We start from the raw sequence: 22,463 nt of genomic DNA on the forward strand, positions 1-22,463 counted from the left end.
TATATGCCCGAGCCTATGCCCTTCACAGTCCCTGAGGGTCACAGAGTTATGGCACCGACGCCTTTTCAGCCTGTACGGCGGGCATTGGCGTGCTTTGCGGTGAGCGGCGAGGCCGGAGGAGTCGCTGAAGAGGTCGTTCGGCACAGGAATAGACAAGATACGACAAGACCAGGGTCACAAGCGTGGCGATCACGCCGATGATCCAGGCGGGCATCGTGCCGACCAGCGGCGGGATCAGGGCCACGGCGACGACGCTGTGGAAGAGGTAGAGCGGGTAGGTGGTCCCGCCGAGCGCGGTCAGCGCGGGCGAGGACGGCATCCTGAGGTAGCCGAGCGCGACCATGGCCATGACGGCGAAGATCAGCGTGATGGTGAAGACCACGCCGAAGTCCGTGACGGGCATGGCCTTGGCGCCGGCCGCTGTGACGCGTTTGGCCACACGGACGAGGGCGGAGTCCACCGACAGCACCCATGAGGCGGCGAACAGCAGCCAGGGCAGCCAGGCCGAGCCGAACCGGTGGATGAGGTACAGCGCCATGCCGGCGATGAAGTATCCGGCGTAGCCGGGCATGACGATCTGCAGGACGGCCTCTTCGCGGAAGAAGGCGACGTGGGCGCCGAGGAAGTGCACGGGGAGCGCGGCGGCCAGCCAGAGGCCCATGAAGGCCAGGACCCGCCCGTAGGTGACGCCTGCGATGACCAGGATGGAGATCAGCAGGTAGAAGCGTAGTTCGGCCCAGAGCGACCAGTAGACGCCGCTGGCGTCCTGCACGCCGAACAGCCGCTGGAACATGGTGGCGTTGGTCGCGTACTCGCCCGCCGACAGCTTGGGGTTCAGAGGTTCGGCGGCCAGCACGCCGTACACGACGGCCACGGCGGCGAGGCTCATCCAGTAGGCGGGGTAGAGCCGCACGAACCTGGACCAGGCGAACGCCCCGAGCCCCCTACCCCAGATCGTCATGAGGATGACGAAGCCGCTGATCACGAAGAACAGTTCGACGCCGAGGATGCCGAGCCCCGCCACGGGTGCCAGCCAGGGGAACAGCGTCGCGGGCCGTTCACCCCAGACGGAGGCGAAGGCGACGAAGAAGTGGAAGGCGAGGACGGCCATGGCCGCTATGAAGCGAAGCAGGTCGAGCTCCGCGAGCCGCCCGGTTCCCTGTGGCCGTCCGGCGCTCTTCCGTCGTCTGTGCACGCCCTTTTGACGGGTTCTGTTGCGGTTGGGTTCCGTGAGGCTGGTGAGACTTTGCCATTTCGAGGTTTCACTTTGCGTCAGCTGTGGATAACTGAGCGTGTCGAAGTCCTCCGGAACGGATGGGTGAGGGAATGACGGACGACCAGCTCAGCCTTGGCACAGCGGCGGCACGGAACCTGGCGACGACGACCAAGTCGGTGCCGCAGATGCAGGAGATCACCTCGCGGCACCTGCTGCGGGTCCTGCCCTGGGTCCAGGCGATCGGCGGGGTCTACCGGGTCAACCGCCGGCTCACGTACGCGCTGGGCGACGGGCGGGTGACCTTCTCCTCGACGGGCGCGGACGTGCGGGTCATCCCCGGCGAGCTGGCCGAGCTGCCCGCGCTGCGCGGGTTCGAGGACCAGGACGCGCTGGCCGCGCTGTCGAGCCGTTTCTCGCAGCGGGAGGTGGCCCAGGGTGAGGCGATCGTCGAGGCGGGGCGGCCGCGCGACGAGGTGGTGCTCATCGCGCACGGCAAGGTGGCGAAGGTGGCGCAGGGCGCCTATGACAACGAGAGCGTGCTGGGGGTGCTCGCCGACGGCGACTACCTGGGCGAGCAGGTTCTGCTGGGCCAGGACGGCGAGTGGGAGTACACGGCCAGGGCGGTGACGGCCTGCACGGTGCTGACGATGCCCGCGCACGCCTTCCGCGAGGTGGTCAACTCCTCCGCGTCGTTGCGGGCGCACCTCGACAGCGCCTCGAGCCCCGCCGACCGGGCGCAGAACGATCACGGCGAGGCCGCGATCGCGCTGGCCGCCGGCCATGTGGGCGAGGCCAGGCTGCCCGGCACCTTCGTCGACTACGAGCTGAAGCCGAGGCAGTACGAACTGAGCGTGGCCCAGACGATCCTGCGTGTCCACTCCAGGGTCGCCGACCTCTACAACGAGCCGATGAACCAGACCGAGCAGCAGTTGCGGCTGACGATCGAGGCGCTGAGGGAGCGGCAGGAGGACGAGCTGGTCAACAACAGGGAGTTCGGCCTGCTGCACAACGCCGACCTGAAGCAGCGCATCCACACCCGCTCGGGCCCTCCGACCCCCGACGACCTCGACGAGCTGCTGGCCAAGGTGTGGAAGGACCCCGCGGTCATCCTGGCGCACCCGAAGGCGATCGCGGCCTTCGCCCGCGAGTGCAACGCCAGGGGTCTCTATCCGTCCAACACCGAGTACGGCGGGCAGAGCGTGCCCGCCTGGCGGGGCATTCCCGTGCTGCCCTGCAACAAGATCCCGGTCAGCGACAAGGGCGTCACCTCGATGATGGCGATGCGCCTGGGCGAGGCCAACCAGGGTGTGATCGGCCTGAACCGCGTCGGCCTGCCCGACGAGTACCAGCCGGGCCTTTCGGTGCGCTTCATGGGCATCAACGACCAGGCGGTCATCTCCTACCTGGTGACCACCTACTACTCGGCCGCCGTGCTCGTGCCGGACGCGCTGGGCATCCTGGAAAGCGTCGAAGTCGGCTGATGGGCCCCTTCGAGCTCCCCGACTTCTACCTCCCGTATCCGGCCAGGCTCAACCCGCACGTCGAGAGCGCCCGCGCCCACACCAAGGAGTGGGCGCGGGAGATGGGCATGCTGGACGACCCGGAGATCTGGGAGGAGCGCAGGTTCGACGGCATGGACTACGGGCTGCTGTGCGCCTACACACATCCCGAGTGCGACGCCGCCGAACTCGACCTGGTCACCGACTGGTACGTCTGGGTCTTCTACTTCGACGACCACTTCCTCGAGACGTTCAAGCGGACCCGCGACGTGGTGGGCGGCCAGGCCTACCTCGACAGGCTCGACCTGTTCATGACCGACGATCCGCCCGAGCCGGTCAATGCGGTGGAGCGCGGGCTGAAGGATCTGTGGGCCCGTACGGTGCCCGGCATGTCGCGGCTGTGGCGCGAGCGGTTCACCAGGACCAACCACGAGCTGATGCAGGAGTCGATGTGGGAGCTGTTCCACATCGAGGACGGCCAGGTGTCCAATCCGATCGAGTACATCGAGGAGCGCCGCAAGGTCGGCGGCGCTCCGTGGTCGGCCTGCCTGGTGGAGCACGCCGTGGGGGTGGAGGTGCCGGAGAGGGTGGTCGGCAGCCGCCCGATCAGGGTGTTGACGGAGACCTTCGCCGACGCGGTGCATCTGCGCAACGACCTGTTCTCCTATCAGCGGGAGGTGGAGGAGGAGGGCGAGCTGTCCAACTGCGTGCTGGTCGTGGAGCGCTTCCTCGGCTGCGACACCCAGAAGGCGGCCGAGATCACCAACGACCTGCTGACCTCGCGCCTGCACGTCTTCGAGCACACGACCTTCACCGAGCTGCCCGTGTTGTTCGCGGAGTACGCGCTGCCGCCGCACGAGCAGGAGGCGGTGCTGCGCTACGCGCGGGGCCTGCAGGACTGGCAGTCGGGTGGGCACGAGTGGCACATGCGTTCCAACCGCTACATGAACGGCGGCGGGCGTACGGGCTTCCACGTCTCGCCCCGGCATGTCATGGGCCCCGGCGGGCTGCGCAACCACACCCACGTCCCGCACCGGAAGGTGGGCCACCTGCCGCTGCCGGAGATCTTCATGCCGTTCCAGGCGCGGGAGAACCCGCACCTGGACGAGGCGCGCAGGGCGACTCTCGACTACGCGGAGGCGATGGGCTTCTACACGATGGTGTGGGACAGGGACAGCCATGACGGCTACGACCTGGCGCTGTGCGCCGCCGGCATCGACCCCGACGCGAGCCTGGAGGAGCTCGTCCTGGCCACTGACTGGCTGAGCTGGGGCACCTACGGCGACGACTATCTGCCGGTGGTCTTCGGCCGCTCCCGCGACTTCGTGGGGGCCAAGGCGTTCAACCGCCGCCTGTCGGAGTTCATGCCGCTCGATCTGGTCGTGACCGCGGTCGCGGCCAACCCCGTGGAGCGCGGCCTGGCCGACCTGTGGCTCCGTACGGCGGGGCCGATGTCGCCCGAGGGCAGGGCCGAGTTCAGGGCGGGGGTGGAGGCGATGACCGCCAGCTGGGTGTGGGAGTTGGCCAACCACATCCAGAACAGGGTTCCCGATCCCGTCGACTACGTGGAGATGCGGCGCAAGACGTTCGGCTCGGACATGACGATGGCTCTGGCGCGGCTGGCGCCCGGGCGGACGATCCCCTCCGAGGTGTGGGGGTCGCGGCCGATGACGGCGATGGTCGCCGCGGCCAACGACTACTGCTGCATGCTCAACGACCTGTTCTCCTACCAGAAGGAGATCGAGTACGAGGGCGAGCTGCACAACATGGTGCTGGTCGTGCAGACGTTCTTCGACTGCGACCTGCCGAGGGCGGCCGAGCTGGTCGGCTCGCTGGTGACGGCCAGGATGCGGCAGTTCCAGAAGGTGGCGGAGTTCGACCTGCCCGCCCTGCTCGACGACATGGACGCCGACGCGCGGCTGCGCGCGTCGGTGGCCGACTACGTCGCCGAGCTGGGTGACTGGATGGCCGCCATCCTGCGCTGGCACAGGGAGTGCAGGCGCTATGACGAGGCGACGCTGAAGGGTGCCCGCTGGGTGCCCGGCCCGACGGGGCTGGGCACCGCCGGCACGAGGATCGGCACGCTGCTGGGGAGGACCGCCTCGTGACCGCGCTGAGTCTGAGCACGGCGGCCGCCAGGAATCTGGCGACCACCACCAAGTCCGTGCCGTTCATGCAGGAGATCACCCCTCGGCATCTGCTGCGGGTGCTGCCGTGGGTGGAGGTGACGGGCGGCGCCTACCGCGTCAACCGGCGCCTCACCTACCAGGTCGGCGACGGCAGGGTGAGCTTCACCTCGACGGGCGCCGATGTCAGGGTGATCCCGGGTGAGCTGTGCGAGCTGCCCGCGCTGCGGGGCTTCGACGACGCCGAGGCGCTGGCGGAGCTCGCGGGGCTGTTCGAGCAGCGGGAGTACGAGCCGGACCAGGTCGTCGTCGAGCAGGGCCGTCCCGTCGAGGAGGTGCTGCTGGTCGCGCACGGCAAGCTGGAGAAGTCGGCGCGTGGCGCCTACGACGGCTCGGCCGGGCTCGGGCGGCTGGCCGACGGCGACCACGTGGGTGACGCGCTGCTGACCGGCGGCTCCCCCTTGTGGGCGTTCACCGTCCGCGCCCTCACCGCCTGCACCGTCCTGGCGTTGCCGGCGCCCGCCCTGCGGGCGCTGCTGGACCGCTCCCCCGCCCTGCGTGCCCATCTGACGCCTTCGGGAGCGCCGAAGCCGCAGAACAGGTACGGCGAGGCGGAGGTGGCGCTGGCGGCGGGTCACGTGGGCGAGGCCAGGCTGCCGGGCACGTTCGTCGACTACGACCTGTCGCCGCGCGTGTACGAGCTGAGCGTGGCGCAGACGATTCTGCGGGTGCACACCAGGGTCGCCGACCTCTACAGCGACCCGATGGACCAGGTGGAACAGCAGCTGCGGCTGACCGTCCACGCCCTGCGCGAAAGGCAGGAGCACGAGCTGGTCAACAACAGGGAGTTCGGCCTGCTGCACAACGCCGATCTCAGGCAGCGCGTCCACACCCGCTCGGGGCCTCCCACCCCTGACGACCTGGACGAGCTGCTGTCCAGGCGCAGGAAGACGCACTGCTTGCTGGCCCATCCCCTGGCGATCGCCGCGTTCGGCCGCGAGTGCAACGCACGAGGGCTCTATCCGGCGGTGACCGAGGTGCAGGGGGGCAGGGTGATCGCCTGGCGGGGCGTGCCGCTGCTGCCGTGCGACAAGATCCCTGTCACCGACAGGGGGCTGACCTCGATCATGGCCATGCGCCTGGGCCAGGACGACCAGGGGGTGATCGGGCTGCGCCGCACGGGGCTGCCCGACGAGCGCGAGCCGGGCCTGTCGGTGCGCTTCACCGGGATCTCCGATCAGGCGATCATCTCCTACCTGGTCACCGCCTACCATTCGGCGGCCGTCCTGGTCCCCGACGCGCTCGGGCTGCTGGAGAGCGTCGAGGTGGGCTAGCCGCAGGACCAGCGGCCCCTGGACGCCTCCGCCGGGGCCGCCGAGAGACGGGGGGGGCGACAGAGCCCGCTGGAGGGCGCGAGCGGACGCCGCGCCCTCCCCACGGCGCGAGGGGGCGTCGCCGACCAGGATCATTTCCCATCGGCGAGGCCCCTGCCCACGTAATCGGCGGCACGGGACGTGACGACCGACGGCGAGCTCGACTCGGTGGACCCCGTCCACGTCACCGGCGGCGCGAGGTGGCCACCGACAGCGAGCTCGACTCGGTGGACCCTGCCCACGTAACCGGCGGCGCGAGAGGTGGCCACCGACAGCGGGCTCGGCTCGGTGGGCCCCGTCCACGTAACCGGCGGCGCGGGAGCGATCGCCTCCATCGGACACGGCCACGGTGGAGGATCCTCGCCCGCGGCCTCCTGCTGCCGTGGCCCGCGCTCAGCGCGAGCACATCGTCGAGCAGGTGGTGGCCGCGCGATCTCGCCGCACACCGGTCGCCGGGAGGCGGCCCCGTCGGCGCGTAGGCCACGTCGACGAGCGGCCGGTGCGCCCCGAACCACGCACCTGACGGCTGCAGGGGGAGGAGCGGATCGCGGCGACGCCGAGCCTGTCAGCGGCACGTTGAGCGGCTCGAGCGCCGTCTGGGCCGGTCTCCCTCCAGTCGTCCCGCCAGGAGGACGTTCTCCGTTGTATGAGTGGTGGCCGACGTCGTGCGCACCGTGGGCGCGTTGACGGCTCCCGGCTTGAGGCTGATGCCGGCCGGAGACGCGTGTGGGTGTCGGCCGCGACGGCCCGCCCGAGCGCCGCCCCTGGGAAGGAGGAAGCTCGGGGAGTGGCTGACCGGCCCCTGACGTCGAAAGGGCCGCCCCCTCTCGGGAGGCGGCCCTTTCGACCAGAGGACTACAGGTACTGGCCGGTGTTCGCGACGGTGTCGATCGAACGCCCTGCCTCGGTGCCCGTCTTGCCGGAGACCAGCGTGCGGATGTAGACGATCCGCTCGCCCTTCTTGCCGGAGATGCGGGCCCAGTCGTCGGGGTTGGTGGTGTTGGGCAGGTCCTCGTTCTCGGAGAACTCGTCCACGCAGGCCGCCAGCAGGTGCTGCACCCGCAGGCCCTTCTGCCCGGTCTCGAGGAACTGCTTGATGGCCATCTTCTTGCCCCGGTCGACGATGTTCTGGATCATCGCGCCGGAGTTGAAGTCCTTGAAGTAGAGGACTTCCTTGTCGCCGTTGGCGTAGGTGACCTCGAGGAAGCGGTTCTCTTCGCTCTCGGAGTACATGCGCTCGACGACGCTCTGGATCATGCCGTGGATGGTCGACTCGCGGGAGTCGGAGTGCTCCGACAGGTCGTCGGGGTGCAGCGGGAGCTCGGAGATGAGGTACTTGGAGAAGATGTCCTTCGCCGCCTCGGCGTCGGGCCGCTCGATCTTGATCTTGACGTCCAGACGGCCGGGCCGCAGGATCGCCGGGTCGATCATGTCCTCGCGGTTGGACGCGCCGATGACGATGACGTTCTCCAGGCCCTCAACGCCGTCGATCTCCGACAGCAGCTGCGGGACGATGGTGTTCTCGACGTCGGAGGAGACGCCGGAGCCTCGGGTGCGGAAGATCGAGTCCATCTCGTCGAAGAACACGATCACCGGGGTGCCCTCTGAAGCCTTCTCACGCGCTCGCTGGAAGACCAGGCGGATGTGCCGCTCGGTCTCGCCGACGTACTTGTTGAGAAGCTCGGGGCCCTTGATGTTGAGGAAGAAGCTCTTGCCGGACTGCCCTGTCTTCTCCGCGACCTGCTTGGCCAGGGAGTTGGCGACGGCCTTGGCGATGAGCGTCTTGCCGCAACCGGGCGGGCCGTACAGCAGCACGCCCTTGGGCGGACGGAGCTTGTGCTCGCGGAACAGGTCGGCGTGCAGGTAGGGCAGCTCGATGGCGTCCCTGATCTGCTCGATCTGCCGCATGAGGCCACCGATCTCCTCGTAGGAGATGTCGGGGACCTCTTCGAGCACGAGCTCTTCGACTTCGGACTTGGGGATGCGCTCGTAGACGTAGCCGGAGCGGGACTCCAGCAGGAGCGAGTCGCCCGCGCGGATCGGCTGTCCGACCAGCGACTCCGCCAGGCGCACGACGCGCTCCTCGTCGGCGTGGGAGATGACCAGGGCGCGCTGCCCGTCTTCGAGCAGCTCCTTGAGCATCACGATCTCGCCGACCTCTTCGTAGCCGAGCGCCTCGACCACGTTGAGCGCCTCGTTGAGCATGACCTCCTGGCCACGCCTGAGTGCTTCGACGTCGACCGCGGGACTGACGTTGACCCGCAGTTTGCGGCCTCCGGTGAAGACCTCCACCGTGCCGTCTTCCCTGGCCTCGAGGAAGACGCCGAAGCCGGATGGCGGCTGGGCCAGCCGGTCGACTTCCTCCTTGAGGGCGACGATCTGGTCTCTGGCCTCCTTGAGTGTGGCGACCAGCCGTTCGTTCTGGCTGGTGACCGCCGCAAGGTTGGCCTGCGCCTCATGGAGACGCTCTTCGAGGACTCTGGCCTGACGGGGTGACTCGGCCAGCTTCCGCCTCAGCGCGGTGATCTCCTCCTGCAGGAAGGAGACCTGTGTTGAAAGATCAGCGACCTCCCGTTCGCGCTGCGCGGCTCGAGCCTCAGCATCATCGCGAGCTGCCACGCCCCGTCACCTCCTTCCCAGTCGAGGGCGACTACTAAGGACCTTACCTATCTCGGGCCCCTCCGTAACCTGGCCGGGCAGTGTTCGTCGAGTGACATTCAGTATTCGGCTATTTATCCCTATTGCAGCGTTTAGTACATGCAGCATATGAACACGGCGATCTGTTCCCGTGTCACGCACCAAGGCACCGCCGTGGCCAAATTGTCATAGTTCTTCGGTGGTTCCCTTCGGTCGTCTGCGCCTTGGCGGGGGCGTGACGCCGTCCGCCATGCGGCGGGCGCTGACGAGGAACCCGGTGTGCCCGATCATCCGGTGGTCAGGCCTTACGGCGAGTCCCTCGACATGCCAGTCGCGAACCAGGGTCTCCCACGCGTGGGGCTCGGTGAAACTCCCGTGCTCGCGAAGCGCCTCGACAGTCTTGGACATCTGCGTGGTCGTGGCCACGTAGACGCAGATCACACCGCCCGGCGTGAGAGCCTTGGCGGCCGACTCGACGCACTCCCACGGGGCCAGCATGTCGAGGATGATCCGGTCGACGTCGCCCTCGTCGATGGAGTCGTTCAGGTCGCCGACGACCAGGCGCCAGCTGTCCATCTCCCCGCCGAAGAACTTCTCGACGTTCTTCTTGGCGACGTCGGCGAACTCCTGGCGCCGCTCGTAGGAGGTGACCTTGCCCTCGGGACCCACCGCGCGCAGCAGGAAGCAGGTCAGCGCGCCCGAGCCGACCCCCGCCTCGATGACGCGGGCGCCGGGGAAGATGTCGGCCATGCCGACGATCTGGGCGGCGTCCTTGGGGTAGATCACGGCCGCGCCGCGCGGCATCGACAGCGTGTAGTCCTGCAGCAGGTGCCTGAAGGCGAGGTACTGCGTGCCGTTGGCCGAGCGGACCACCGAGCCCTCGGGCTGACCGATCAGGTCGCTGTGCGGGATCGCGCCCTTGTGCGTGTGGAAGACCCCGTCCTCCTTCAGCGTGATCGTGTGACGCTTGTTCTTGGGGTCGGTGAGCTGCACCTGATCCCCCACCTGGAACGGCCCGTGCCTGCGAAAACCCATGGGGATGAGGATAGGGCGAATCGCACACTCGAACGGCCCGTCGCGACCCCCTGTATTCGGGCCCCTCTGGACCGTAACATCGCCACGTGCCGACACGCTGGCCCTTCGCCGGTCGCATCGAGGAGACCGACCGGCTGCTGACGCTGATGAACGATCCCGCCGTCCGCGGGGTCGCGATCGTGGGCGCGGCGGGCGTGGGAAAGAGCAGGCTGGCGGTCGAGGTGGTGAGCTCCCTGCGCTCGCGCGGCCGCACGGCCGTCCAGGCCATCGCCTCCATGGCCGCCCGCGAGCTGCCCTTCGGGACCCTGGCCCACCTGCTGCCCGCCGCGCTGCCCCAGGGCGCCAACCCGCTGAAGTGGATCTCCGAGACGCTCGTCGGGACCGAGCGGCGCCCGCTGATGCTGATCGACGACGCCCATCTGCTCGATCCGGGGTCGGCGGCGGTGCTGCAGCACATGGCGCAGGACGACGCCGCCCAGCTGCTCCTCACCCTGCGCAGCGGCGAGCCGGTGCCCGACGCGGTGGTCTCGCTGTGGAAGGACCTCGGGCTGGCCAGGATGGAGCTGACCCCGCTGAGCCTGCGCGACGTGGGGCGCATCCTGGCCGCCGTGCTCGGCGATCCGGTGGAGTCGGCCAGCGTGACCAGGCTGCACAGGCTCGCCCAGGGCAACGCGCTGTTCCTTCGCGAGCTGGTGGCCGGCGCGCTCGACGCGGGGGCGCTGGTGCGGGTGCAGGGGCTGTGGCGCCTGGAGTCCGCGCCGCCGGTCGCTCCGGCGCTGGCCGACCTGGTCGCCGCCCGCATCGGCCGCCTGGAGCCCCTGGAGGAGGAGGCGCTGGAGTACATCGCGCTGGGCGAGCCGCTCGGCGCGCAACTGCTGGCCGGCCTGGTTCCCGCCGCCATCGTCGAGTCGCTGGAGGCCAAGGACCTCATCAGGGTCCTGGTGGACGGCAGACGCACGCTGGTGCGCCTGGCCCACCCCCTGTACGGCGAGGCGATCAGGGCCGGCAGCCCCCTGCTGCGCACCAGGCGCCGCTACCGCCAGCTGGCCGAGGCGCTCGAAGCGGCAGGGGCGCGGCGGCGCGACGACGTGGTGAGGCTGGCGGTGTGGCGTCTGGAGAGCGGCGCCGTCAAGGACCCCGCCCCGCTGCTGTCGGGCTGCGCGATCGCGTGGGCGGCGCACGACGCCACCCTCGCCACGCGCCTGGGCTGGGCGGCGCTGAACGCGGGCGGCGGGGCACGGGCGGCCATCCTGCTGTCGGACGTGCTGTCGTTCTCGGAGGCTTTCACCGACTCCGAGGCCGCGCTGACCTCGGTGTGGAACGAGCCATGCGGGCCCGACCTGCGGGCGCAGCTGGCCATGCAGCGCGCGTGGAACCTCAACTTCGGGCTGCGCCGTCCGGCCGAGGCCGACGCCGTGCTCGACGCCGCCGAGGCGATGCTCGACGATCCGTCGCCGCGCCAGCTGGTGGAGGCCATGCGGCTGAACCTGCGCGTCCTGCGCGGCGAGGTGCACGAGTGCGCGCGCATCGCCTGCGAGATGCTGGAGGACGAGCAGCTGTCGGTGGTCGGCGAGGCCATGGCCCTGGGCATCACCGCCTACGGGCTGCCGTACACGGGCAGGTGCGACGAGGCCAGGCGGATGTTCCGCAGGGCCAGGGCGGTCGAGGCCTCCTGGCACGACGCGGCGCCCTCCGAGGTGCTCAAGCTCATCGCCGGCAACTACCTGTCCGAGCTGCTGTCAGGCGACCTGGACGCGGCCGAGCGGGCCGTCCTGCAAGGGCAGGAGGTGCTGGGCGACGACAGCGCGCTGCGGCTGTTCAGGCGCATGTTCCTGCAGTGGCACGGCGAGATCGCCAGGATGCGGGGCAGGCCTGCCGAGGCGGCGCGCGTCACCAAGGAGGCCACCACGCTGGCGGGCGCCGGGCACTTCACCGCGCTCGCGGTGGCGGAGCTGGCCCACTGCACGGCGCTGCTCGGCGACCAGGCCGGCGCCCGCGCGCTGCTGGCGGAGGCGGAGCGGGACCGCACCGAGGTGCTCTACCTGCTGCAGACCTCCATCGACTCGGCGCAGCGCTGGGTGACGGCGATGGGCGGACGGCTGCCGCGCGCCGTGGAGCTGGCGCTGGAGCACGCCGCCCGCGCCCGCTCTCATGACCTGCTGGCCATCGAGCTGGTCGCGCTGCACGACGCGGTGCGCTTCGGCGCGGCCCGGAGGGTGGTGTCCCGGCTGACGGAGGTCGCCAGGCGCCACGACGGAGTGCTGGCCACCGTCTACGCCGCGCACGCCACGGCCGCCGCCTCGGGCGACGGCGAGGAACTCGACCGGGTGGCGGCCTCCTACCGGCAGCTGGGGATGATCCTGCACGCCGCCGAGGCCTACGCGCAGGCCTCGGCCGCCCACCGCGCCAGGGGCCGCCCCCAGCAGGGCAGGACCTCCGCCGCCAGGGCGTCGGCGTGCGCCGCCGCCTGTGGCGACCCGCGCACCCCCGCGCTGGCGCGCCTGCAGGGGCCCGTGCTGACCCCGCGTGAGAGGGAGATCGCCAGGCTCGCGGCGGCGGGCCTGGCCAGCAAGGAGATCGCGGCCCGGCTGGTGCTGTCGATCAGGACCGTCGACAACCACCTGCAGTCGGTCTACGGCAAGCTCGGCGTCAACGGCAGAACGGAGCTGACCGAGTTGCTCGACACCGATTCGCCGCCAGAGGAGGAGGATTGATAGCAATGGACCATGTTGCCGCGTGAAGTGATCTCCGTCGGTTCGCTGATCCTGCGCCCCCCGTCGCGTGACGACCTCGGCGCGATCGTGCGGGCCTCCTCTGACGCCGAGACCGCCAGGTTCCTCTATCTGCTGCCCGTGCCGTACACGAGCAAGGACGCCGAAAGCTATCTGGAGTTGGCCGAGCGGCGCTGGGCCGAGGGTGGCGCGGAGTTCAGCGTCGTCGACGCGGCCACCGGCCGCTACCTCGGCGCGGTGGGCCTGCGCGCCACCGGCGGGCACGGCGCGCACGAGATCGGCTACCGGGTGGCCGAGTGGGCCAGGGGCAAGGGCGTGGCCACCGCGGCGACCAGGGCGGTGAGCGAGTGGGCCTTCGACAAGGGCGTTCGCCGCATCGAGCTGCGCGCCGAGGTGGAGAACCTGGCCAGCCTGCGCGTCGCCTACGCCGCCGGATACCTCCAGGAGGGCATCGAAAGGGAGCGGCGGCGCACCAGGGACGGCAGGCCCGCCGACTTCGTGGCCTTCGCGAGGCTGGCCGCCGACCCTGGTGAGGCGGTGCCGCGCTACCTGCCCCTCCTCGACGCCGAAGGGCTGTCGGACGGCGTGGTGCGGCTGGCGCCGGTGACCCCCGCCGACGCCCCTGACTTCCACCGCCTGCTGAGTGCGCCGAGCGTCACACACTGGATGATGGCCCCGGCCTCCACGATCGAGAGCACAGAGCGCCGCTGCCGCTACACCGGCTACTGGTGGCTGTCGGGGCAGCGGGTGGAGCTCGCCGTACGCGACGCGGCCACCGACGCCTTCGCGGGCCACATCCAGCTCGCGCAGATCGCGCCGCTGATCGACCAGGCCATGCTCGGCTACTCGCTGCTGCCCGCCTTCCGCGGCAGAGGGTACATGTCGCGCGCGGTGCGGCTGCTGGTCGACTGGGCGTTCGCGAACACCGCGCTGCACAGGATCGTGGCCGGCACCGACGTGACCAACCAGGCCTCCCAGATGGTGCTGGAGCGGGCGGGTTTCAGCAGGGAGGCAGTGCATCGGGAGCTGTTCCCGCGCTCTGACGGCACTCGGGGAGACGATGTCGAGTGGCTGCTCCTTCGTCCCCATGAAGGCTGAGAAATCCGGATTTCCGGTTGAGGGGTGTTCAAGGGCGGGATTGAGAGTGATACTCCGAGTCGCCGCCCGTTGACCCTCCGCCGATCGTCGGCGAACCTTCCAGCAGGGGATGATGAATGACCAGCGACTGCGTCAAGGAGCTCATCGAGTCGTTCTCCCACATGGCGCCCGACGAGTTGCTGGACCTGGTCGTCAGGTGCGCGGCCGCGGTGGGCGACACGCCGTACGCGGGGTTCGTGGAGGTCGACCCCCTGCAGGTGCGCGCCCGCCTCTCGCACGTGCTGATCCCGCAGGACGACCGGCTGGGCGTGCGCGCGTGGCTGCAGGAGTCGGACGTGCTCAAGGAGCTGGCGGTCAGCTCAGGCCCCGTCCTGATGGCGCGGGACCCGTCCATGGGCGCGCCCGGCTTCCTCTCGGTCCCCGTGCCGCTGGCCACGCGGGACCTGGCCCACCTGTGGGTGGCGGGAGGGCGCTTCACCGACAGGGAGGAGCACCTGCTCGGCAGGCTCGCGCTCGCCTGCGGGCGGGCGCTCGAGGCCTCCAGGGGGCTCGAGGCGGCCGCCCGCATGCTGCGCTCGGTCCACGCGTTCACCGTCTGAGCGCGCCGCGGCCCGTGGCGGCGCGGCCTCACGGCCTCGTGCCGGGCCGGGCAGGGCAGGGCAGGGTCCGGTCGGGCAGGGCAGGGCCAGGTCCGGCCGGGTCCGGTCGGGTCGGGTCGGGTCGGGCCAGGTCAGGTCGTCAGTCGGCCGCGGTGTTCAGCGCGTCGCGCAGGATGGCGGCGACCTGGGCGACGAGGGCGTCGACGTCCAGCTTGGCGCGCAGGTCGAGGTCGGCGGTGACCTCCGAACCGATCCGCAGCTTGAGCGCCACGTCGCTGCCCCTGGAGCGCAGCCAGAACTCCACGGTCCTGGTCAGGGCGGCGGCCTGCGCCGCCGACTCGACCTCGATCCGCAGCGCGGGCGGCTCGCCTCCCATCCGCCCCTGCCCTGGAGCGCGATGCTCCAGCCGGACCCTGCCCCGCAGCGCGTCGGCGTCGCGCAGCCACTCCTCCAGCGAGGCGACCTCGTCGAAGGATCCCTCGAAGACGACCTCGGCCATGTCCTCACCTCACGATCGGAGCGGTCCTGGCTCTGGTCAGGCGGACCAGGTCGGCAGGGTCGAGTTCGAGTTCGAGCCCGTGACGGCCGCTGGAGACGAAGACGCTCGACGCGGCGGCCGAGCTCTCCTCCAGCACCGACGGCAGGTACGGCAGCGCCAGCGGGCTGACGACGTCGGCGGCGAACGTCGCGCCGATGCGCATGACGTCGGCCAGGCCCGCGACCCTGGCGCGGGTGGCGCCGAAGGCGCGGGCCAGGGCGCGCTCGTCGATCACGCCCTCGACGGGTGCGATGGCCACGACGGCGTGCTCGCCGAGATAGAGGATGACGGCCTTGAGCAGGCGCATGGGCGAGATCCCGAGTTCGTCGGCGACCGCCGCCCTTGATTTCGTCCTGGCCGGATCGTGGGGATAAGGATGGACCCTGAACGCCACCTGGGATTGACGAAGAATCCGGATAGCCGGGGTCTCTTGCACGACATTTCGGATATTTGCTGATTTGGCGGGGCCGCGCCGTACTCGAAAGCGGTGGTATTTCCCTGAGATAACGTAAACGTAATCGACGAACGCCTCCGCCAGCTCCACCGCGTCCTCCGCCTCGGACTTGCCCAGCGGACGCGGGCCGAGGTGGGCCGCCTCGTTGCCGAGCTCGCGCAGCTCCTCGGCCCAGCTCAGCAGCCAGTCCTCGATCAGCCCTCCGCGCCGCAGCTCCCGCAGGGCGTGGAAGAGCGTGCGCCCTGTGACCCCGTGGTCGGCGCAGACCGCCTCCAGCAGCCGCCGCACGTGCAGGACGGCAGAGGCGGGCGAGCCCGAGCGCACCCCCGCGCGGGCGGCCGTGAGCTCCCTGCGCACCACGGGTGACACCTCGGCGGCGATGGGCCTGCCGTCCTGCGGCCATAGCACGGTGGCGGGTCTGGCCGGCAGGTCGTCGGGGTCGCGGTCGTCGAATTCCTGCTCCGATTCCAGCAGCAGCGCCTGCCCGCAGCTCTGGCACAGCGCCAGCCAATAGGGACGCAATCGCTCGGGCAGAAAAACCCTGTGTAATCCGTCAGGTTCGCGTGCGACAGTAGGGCGGACACAACTCGGACAATCAACATCGAATTTCGCACCCCATCGCGCCACAAAAGGACGATAAGGGATGATGAAATTGGCCACAAGGGCGTAATGGGAGGGCCCATGAAACGCTGGCCGTTCGCGGGCCGCAGGCAGGAGCTCGAGGACCTGGTGCGTCTGGCCAGGGATCCGACGGCACAGGGCGTCGTCATCGCGGGCCCCGCTGGGGTGGGCAAGTCGCGCCTGGCAGGCGAGGTGCTCACGCACTTCCACGCCGCCAAGGTGACGCTGGTGCCGGTCAGGGCGACCAAGGCCGCCAGCTCCATCCCCAACGGCGCGCTCGCCGACCTCATCCCGCGACAGCACCCTCCGCACCTGGTGAACACGTTACGGTGGGCCGCCGACGAGCTGCTGGCCCACGCGAGGGGACGCGTGCTCGTGCTGGCCGTCGACGACGCGCATCTGCTCGACAGCCACTCCGCCGAGGTGATCGCCTCACTGGTCAGGGCCAGGCAGGCGCGGATGGTCGCCACCCTGCGCACCGGCGAGCCGGCTCCCGACGCGGTGACGCTTCTGTGGCGCGAAGGCCATGTGCGCAGGTACGACACCGACCCGCTCAGCGACCTCGACGTCGCCGCCGTGCTCACCGCCGCCCTCGGCGCCCAGCCCGACGACGCCACGGTCCGCAGGCTCGGCGAGGTGACGGAGGGGAACGCGCTGTTCCTGTACGAGGTGGTGCAGGCGGCCATGGCCTCGGGCGCGCTGTCGCCCATTCACGGCATGTGGAAGCTGACGGGCGATCCGCCGCTGGCGCCGCGCCTGGTCGACCTGATCCACGAGCGGATCGGCGCGCTGTCGCCCGAGCTGAAGGACGTGCTGGAGTACACCGCGCTGGCCGAGCCGATCGGCGCCCGCACGCTCAGCTCGCTCACCTCCGAGCGGGCGCTGCTGGAGGCGGAGGAGCGCGGCCTGGTCAGGGTCCGCGTCGACAGGCGGCGCGAGATCGCCCGCCTCGGCCACCCCCTCTACGGCGAGGTGGCCCGCGAGCGCCTGCCCGAGCTTCGCCGCCGCCGCAGGCACGCCGACCTGGTCGCCGCGCTGGAGTCCACGGGCCTGCACCGCAGGGAGGACCCGCTCAGGGTGACGGTGTGGCGCCTGGCGGGAGGTCTCGGCGCCGCGCCCCGCCCGCTGCTGGAGGCCTCCCGCCTGGCCTGGTCGGCCCACGACTACCCGCTGGCCATCCGCCTCGGCGAGGCCGCCCTCGAGGGCGGCGGCGTGTCCGCCTCGCTGCAGCTGGCCACGCTGCTCGACTACGCCCAGCAGCCCGACAGGGCGAGGGCCGTGCTCGACGCCACCCCCGAGCCCGAGGACGAGCCGACGAGGGCGCGGCTGGTCCTCGCCCAGGCCAGCAACCTGGCCTGGGGCATGGACCGTCTCGGCGACGCGCTCGACCTGCTGTCGACCGCCGAGAAGGAGCTCAAGGCCGCGCCGCCGCGCCGCCAGGTCACCGTCCAGCGGCTGGGGCTGACCGCCTCGGCCGCCAGGCCCTCCGACGCGCTCCGCCTCAGCGCCGACCTGCTCGCCCACGACCTCGGCCCCGCCCAGCGCGCCCAGGTGCTCAGCTCCCGCGCGCTGTCGCTCTGCTACGCCGGACGCACAAGCGAGGCGGTCACGGTGGTCCACGAGGCGCTGCGGGACGCCGCTGCCTGGCGCGACGAGCTGCCCGCCCTGATCTCGCCGCTGCACTCCACGTGGGCGATGTGCGGGTACTTCTCCGGCGACCTGGCCGTCATGGACCAGGCCATCGCCTCCATGCGCGCCGCGCTGGCGGGCCAGCGCGGCTGGTCGCGCGGCGAAGGCAGCCTCGCGCTCGCCCGCGGCAACGCCGCCACCCTGCGCGGGCAGCTGGGCGCGGCGCTGCTGGTCCTGCACGCTCCCGCCAACCATGAGACGGCGCTGACCGTGGGCGGCTGCATGGCCGCCTACGCCGCCACCCAGGCGCTGCGCGGCGAGGCGTCCGCCGCCCGCGACACCCTCCGGGCGGCGCTGGCCCGCAACCGCGCCACCTGGACCGCCTTCATGCGCTGGGTCGCCCTCACCCGCGTGTGGGTCGCCGCCGCGGAGGGCGAGACCGAAAGGGCCGTCGAGCTGGCGCTCGCGGCCGCCGCCGACTGCCGTGAGAGCGGACTGGCCGCCTTCGAGGCGGTCGCCCTCCACGACGTGGTACGGCTCGGCGCCCCCGCCGCCGCGCTCCCCAGGCTCACAGAGCTGGCCTCCTCGCACGAGGGCCCGCGCGTACGGCTGGCGGCACGGCACGCGGCGGCGCTGGCGGGCGGCGACCCCGAGGGGCTGCTGGGCGTGGCGGAGGGCTTCGACGCCCTGGGGATGCGCCTGCACGCCGCCGAGGCCGCCGCCCATGCCGCCGCGGTGCTGCGTCGCGCCAGGGGCGAGAAGGCGGCCAGGGCGGCGACGACGGAGGCGTGGTCGCTGGCTGGAGCGTGCCAAGGGCCGGACACTCCGGCGCTGCGCGGCCTGGCGGCGCCCGACCTGACCGACAGGGAGCTGCAGGTGGCGCAGCTGACGGCGGCGGGGCACTCGCACAGGGAGATCGCCCAGCGCCTGGGCATCGCGATGCGGACGGCGATGAACCATCGCAACCAGGCCTACTGGAAGCTGGGGGTGAACAGCCCCGCCGAACTCGCCAAGGCCCTGAACCGCTTCCACTGACCGCCCGGGACCGGGGACCGCCGCTGCCGCCGTCCATGCCTGGCGGAGGCCGGGTGTGGACGGGGAAGCTGGGCGCGCGCCCGGGGGCGGCCCGCGCCGGGGTCAGCAGGCGGCCGTCAGTGGCAGGCCGTCAGTTGCGGTGGGATTCGTAGCGCATCGTGCGGGAGACGCCGATGCGGACAGTCGTGCCGGGCGCGATCGTGACGGGCTCGTTCGGCGGGATGTCGTAGAAGTTGGGGTCACCCGGCGGCTGGATCTGGGTGCCGTTGACCGAGCCGAGGTCGACCAGGTTGACGTCCCAGCCCTCCAGCGCGACCCGCAGGTGGCGGCGGGAGACCGAGCCGTCGGGGCTGGTGACCTTGGCGGGCCTGGCGTTGCCGCCCGCGACCTCGGGGGCGCGCTCGGGGTCGCGGCCCAGCAGGTAGTCGCTGTCGAGGGGCAGCGAGGTGCCGTCGTCGAGCAGCAGCGCGCCGAGCGAGGGGCGCGGCCCCTTGTACGGCACCAGCGTGCGCTGCACGAGCTCGATCCCGCAGATCACGCAGTACGGCGAGCGGGGGTCGTTGAAGTGGTCGTTCTTGCAGTCGACGCCGAAGACCATCGGCCTGCCGTCGGCGTCGGTCTGCTGCTCACCCTGCTGCTCCTGCGGCGGCGGCCCGAAGTCGGGGTGCTCGTCGTAGGAGGGCGGTCCCGCGGGCGGCATCGGGCCTGGGGGCGGGCCGAGCGGAGGCATCGGACCGGAGTGGGGGCCGGGCGGGCCCTGCAGGGGCGGCGGGCCCTGGTGCATCGGCGGGGCGGGCTCGGGATGCGGCTCGGGCATCGGCGGCTGACCGAACGGCGCCTGGGGACCTGAGGGCGCGCCCATCGGGTAGGGGGCCATGGGCGGCGGGGTCGAGTGCGTGGGCGGAGGCGGCGGGGGCTGCTCGTGGACCGGCTGGTGAGCATCCTGTCTGGACGGCTCGGGCCCGGTGGGCTCATGTCTGGACGGCTCGTGTCTGGACGGCTCGTGCCTGGCCGGATCCTGCCTCGGCGGCCCGGGGAGCAGGTCAGGCTCGAAGTGGAGGCCCGTGGCGGGCAGCTCGCTGGTCTCCAGCGGCCTGACCTGAGGCCTGACGGGCGGCTGCGCGTTCTCGTCGACCTCGCCGTGGACCCCGCCGCCGATGACCACGCCGGCGTCGAGGCGGACGACGGGGTGGGCCTCCCCCGCGTCGGGCAGGCGCAGCTCGACCCGCTGCACGGGGCCGGGGATGAGGCGGTCGGTCCAGGTCAGGGAGTCGCGGCCGGACAGCCGGGTCTCGCCGTCGTCGGTGACGACCACCGCCGAGGCGGAGCCGCTGACGAGCACGGCCATGCCTCCAGCGGCGGGCCCTGCGACGGCGCAGGCCACAGGCTCGCCCGACATCGAGCGGAACAGCACCTGGGCGGCGCGGCGGGCCAGCGCGAGGCCGTCCGCTCCTGACTCGGCGCTCTCGCGCAGAGTCTCGAGCAGCTCTCCGCCCGTGCCTTCGGCCGTGTCGCAGACCAGCAGCAGCCCGCCCATGTGGGCGACCAGCCCGTTGCCCGGCAGCGGACGCACCACCCCGAAGCCCTGCTCAGCCACAGAACTCTCCCCTCCATGGAAAACGCCGGTCAACCGCCAGCCATACGCATACCCAGACCTGGAGGAACAGTATCGGCCTGAGCCGCTCGCCTCGAAACCTTGGTACCTGATCAGTTGTCAGAACATTAGCTCGGGGCGGCCGTTTAGACGAGTCGTCAGACGCCGCTGAAGACCCTGTTGACGTCGGCGGTGGCCAGCACGCCGTAGACCTCGCCGCCCTTTTCGACCAGCAGGTACTCGCCCGACGGCGCGTCGCGCATGGCGTCGATCAGCGACTCGCCCACCAGGTCGGCGGGCAGCACCATGGAGGGCTCGAGAGCGCGCGACAGCGAGCCGGCGTTGACCCACGGCCTGCGGTGCTCGGGTGTGGCCTGGACGGCGGCCTCGTTGACGATGGCGAGCGGGCGTCCGTCGTGGTCGACGACCACCATGGCGCCCGCGTGGGCCTCGGCCGCCTTGCGCAGCGCCTCCGACAGCGGGGTCTCGGCGGTGACGGGGATGGCGCGGCGGGCCAGGGCGCGGGCGTTGGCCTGCGGGAGCCTGGCGCGCACGCGGGCCACGCGCAGCGACTGGGTGGCGCCGAACCAGATGAAGGCGCCGAGGACGGCTCCCCACAGCAGGCTCAGCTCCTGCTGGGGCTGCCCGCCGAACCAGTAGAGCAGCAGCGGGCCGACGATGAGCACGGCGCCGAGCACCCTGCCTGCCCAGGCCGCGGCGATGGTGCCGGTGCCGGGGCTGCGGGTCGCCTTCCACACGCCCGCCCTCAGCATGCGGCCGCCGTCGAGCGGAAGGCCTGGCAGCAGGTTGAAGACGCCGACGATCAGGTTGGCCACCCACAGCCACCAGACCATCATCTCGGGGATGCCGCCGCCGTCGACCAGGAAGAGGTCGGCCAGCAGGCCGATGCCGGCCAGAAGGAGCGAGACCAGCGGGCCCACCGCGGCCACCATGAACTCGCGGCCGGGCGTCTGCGGCTCCTTCTCGATCTCCGAGACGCCGCCGAGGAGGTAGAGGGTGATGCGGCGCACCGGCAGGCCGTACATCTTGGCCAGGACGCTGTGTGCCAGCTCGTGCAGCAGCACGGACACGTAGAGCAGCACGGCGTAGGCGAAGGCGACGCCGTAGACGGCCGGCTCCGACAGCTCGGGCAGCTGACCGCGAACCTGGTCGCTGAACATGAAGGTGATGATGGCCGCCACGATGAACCAGGTCCACGACACGTAGACAGGGATCCCGAAGGGCCTGCCCATCCGGATACCGGAGAACTCCTGACGCGGACTCTCGGTGCTCACCCATCACTCCTTCGTCCAGGGGACTGCCTTGATGCTACTCGGCGTGCCCATTCTGTCGGCGCCTTGACCTACAGTGCGGTGCATGACGTTGACCGAACCCGTGATCATCGGGGCCCTCTCCCCTTCGCGGGCGGGTGACTTCATGACATGCCCGCTGCTCTACCGCTTCCGCGTGATCGACAGGATTCCCGAGAAGCCGTCGGCGGCGGCGGTGCGCGGCACGGTGGTCCACGCGGTGCTGGAGCGGCTCTACGACCTGCCCGCGCCCCGGCGTTCGGTCGAGGCGGCGCTCGGGTTGCTCGAGCCGCAGTGGGACAGGCTCCTCGGTGAGGAGCCCGCCTACGCGCAGATGTTCGCCGACGAGGCCGAGCAGCGCGAATGGCTGGGGCAGGCCCGTTCGATGCTCGAACGTTACTTCACGCTGGAGGATCCGACCCGGCTGGAGCCCGCAGAGCGCGAGCTCTACGTGGAGGCGGTCCTCGACAGCGGCCTGATGCTGCGCGGCTACATCGACAGGCTCGACGTGGCGCCCAGCGGCGAGGTCAGGGTGGTCGACTACAAGACCGGCAGCGCGCCTGGGCCCGACTTCGAGGCCAAGGCGCTGTTCCAGATGAAGTTCTACGCCCTGGTGCTGTGGCGGCTGCGTGGGGCGATCCCCAGGCTGCTGCAGCTGGTCTACCTGGGTGGCGGCGGCGAGGTGCTGCGCTACGCGCCGGACGAGGCCGATCTGCGGGCCACCGAGCGCAAGGTGCAGGCGCTGTGGGCGGCGATCGAGCGCGCGCTGGAGACGGGCGAGTGGCGGGCCAGGCCGTCCAGGCTGTGCGACTGGTGCGATCATCAGGCGCTGTGCCCCGAGTACGGCGGCACTCCCCCGCCGGTGCCCGCCAGGCAGCCGGGCGACACGGTCAGAAGCAGCAGGCGGACGGCCACGGACGAGCTCTGAAGTCCTCCCAAAGGAGGAGGATTCCGGCTCTCACCTGGT

At 71.1% G+C, this 22,463-nt stretch carries 15 protein-coding genes; 8 read left to right on the forward strand and 7 right to left on the reverse strand.

All coding sequences use genetic code 11. The features are described 5' to 3' along the window. Positions 1-46: 46 nt before the first annotated feature. Positions 47-1,195, reverse strand: a complete 1,149-nt coding sequence (locus ABFX55_RS17110) for an acyltransferase family protein (protein WP_346122168.1) — start codon at positions 1,193-1,195, stop codon at positions 47-49. A gap of 131 nt (positions 1,196-1,326) precedes the next feature. Here ABFX55_RS17110 and ABFX55_RS17115 point away from each other — a divergent pair, with 131 nt between their 5' ends. The 3 genes from ABFX55_RS17115 to ABFX55_RS17125 are packed head-to-tail and all read left to right on the forward strand — an operon-like array spanning position 1,327 to position 6,175. Next, positions 1,327-2,697, forward strand: a complete 1,371-nt coding sequence (locus tag ABFX55_RS17115) for a family 2B encapsulin nanocompartment shell protein (protein WP_346122169.1) — start codon at positions 1,327-1,329, stop codon at positions 2,695-2,697. Further along, a complete protein-coding gene (locus tag ABFX55_RS17120) occupies positions 2,697-4,823 on the forward strand; it encodes a terpene synthase family protein (protein ID WP_346122171.1) in 2,127 nt (708 codons plus the stop codon). The genes ABFX55_RS17115 and ABFX55_RS17120 overlap by 1 nt, the downstream gene beginning before the upstream one ends. After that, positions 4,820-6,175, forward strand: coding sequence for a family 2B encapsulin nanocompartment shell protein (locus ABFX55_RS17125; protein WP_346122172.1), 1,356 nt, complete (start codon positions 4,820-4,822; stop codon positions 6,173-6,175). Before ABFX55_RS17120 ends, ABFX55_RS17125 begins: the two co-directional genes overlap by 4 nt. Before the next feature lie 894 nt (positions 6,176-7,069). Here the strand turns inward: ABFX55_RS17125 and arc are convergent. Both arc and ABFX55_RS17135 read right to left on the reverse strand, forming a co-directional pair. Next, positions 7,070-8,833, reverse strand: a complete 1,764-nt coding sequence (gene arc / locus ABFX55_RS17130; RefSeq protein ID WP_183661695.1) for a proteasome ATPase — start codon at positions 8,831-8,833, stop codon at positions 7,070-7,072. Positions 8,834-9,037: 204 nt separating this feature from the next. Continuing rightward, complete coding sequence (locus ABFX55_RS17135) at positions 9,038-9,886, reverse strand: tRNA (adenine-N1)-methyltransferase (protein WP_346122175.1); 849 nt, start codon at positions 9,884-9,886, stop codon at positions 9,038-9,040. Between the two features lie 86 nt (positions 9,887-9,972). Between ABFX55_RS17135 and ABFX55_RS17140 the strand changes: the two genes are divergently transcribed. From ABFX55_RS17140 to ABFX55_RS17150, 3 genes are all read left to right on the forward strand, one after another. Next, positions 9,973-12,600, forward strand: a complete 2,628-nt coding sequence (locus ABFX55_RS17140) for a helix-turn-helix transcriptional regulator (protein WP_346122177.1) — start codon at positions 9,973-9,975, stop codon at positions 12,598-12,600. A 12-nt stretch (positions 12,601-12,612) separates the two neighbouring features. Then, positions 12,613-13,716, forward strand: coding sequence for a GNAT family N-acetyltransferase (locus ABFX55_RS17145; RefSeq protein ID WP_346122179.1), 1,104 nt, complete (start codon positions 12,613-12,615; stop codon positions 13,714-13,716). Positions 13,717-13,832: 116 nt separating this feature from the next. Continuing rightward, positions 13,833-14,315, forward strand: a complete 483-nt coding sequence (locus ABFX55_RS17150) for a hypothetical protein (protein WP_346122181.1) — start codon at positions 13,833-13,835, stop codon at positions 14,313-14,315. Between the two features lie 139 nt (positions 14,316-14,454). Here ABFX55_RS17150 and ABFX55_RS17155 read toward each other — a convergent pair whose 3' ends face one another. Next, positions 14,455-14,814 (reverse strand): effector-associated constant component EACC1, encoded by a 360-nt coding sequence (locus tag ABFX55_RS17155; RefSeq protein ID WP_346122183.1) that lies wholly within the window; start codon positions 14,812-14,814, stop codon positions 14,455-14,457. A gap of 4 nt (positions 14,815-14,818) precedes the next feature. Then, complete coding sequence (locus tag ABFX55_RS17160; protein WP_346122185.1) at positions 14,819-15,829, reverse strand: DUF4145 domain-containing protein; 1,011 nt, start codon at positions 15,827-15,829, stop codon at positions 14,819-14,821. Positions 15,830-15,988: 159 nt separating this feature from the next. On the opposite strand from ABFX55_RS17160, the gene ABFX55_RS17165 reads away from it, so the two are divergent. Beyond that, positions 15,989-18,592 carry an AAA family ATPase gene (locus ABFX55_RS17165; protein ID WP_346122187.1) on the forward strand — a complete coding sequence of 868 codons (2,604 nt, stop codon included), beginning with the start codon at positions 15,989-15,991 and terminating at the stop codon, positions 18,590-18,592. 130 nt (positions 18,593-18,722) lie between these two features. On the opposite strand, the gene ABFX55_RS17170 is transcribed toward ABFX55_RS17165, so the two are convergent. Together ABFX55_RS17170 and ABFX55_RS17175 are read right to left on the reverse strand one after the other, a co-directional pair. Continuing rightward, positions 18,723-20,189 (reverse strand): FHA domain-containing protein, encoded by a 1,467-nt coding sequence (locus ABFX55_RS17170; protein WP_346122188.1) that lies wholly within the window; start codon positions 20,187-20,189, stop codon positions 18,723-18,725. 155 nt (positions 20,190-20,344) lie between these two features. Next, the gene (locus ABFX55_RS17175) at positions 20,345-21,481 is read right to left on the reverse strand and encodes a site-2 protease family protein (RefSeq protein ID WP_346122190.1); all 1,137 of its coding nucleotides are present in this window, start codon (positions 21,479-21,481) and stop codon (positions 20,345-20,347) included. Between the two features lie 82 nt (positions 21,482-21,563). Here ABFX55_RS17175 and ABFX55_RS17180 point away from each other — a divergent pair, with 82 nt between their 5' ends. Continuing rightward, entirely contained in the window at positions 21,564-22,424 is an 861-nt protein-coding gene (locus ABFX55_RS17180) for a RecB family exonuclease (RefSeq protein ID WP_346122192.1), read from the forward strand. Positions 22,425-22,463 lie beyond the last annotated feature (39 nt).

Source organism: Nonomuraea roseola (assembly GCF_039535395.1).
Classification (GTDB): Bacteria; Actinomycetota; Actinomycetes; order Streptosporangiales; family Streptosporangiaceae; genus Nonomuraea; species Nonomuraea roseola.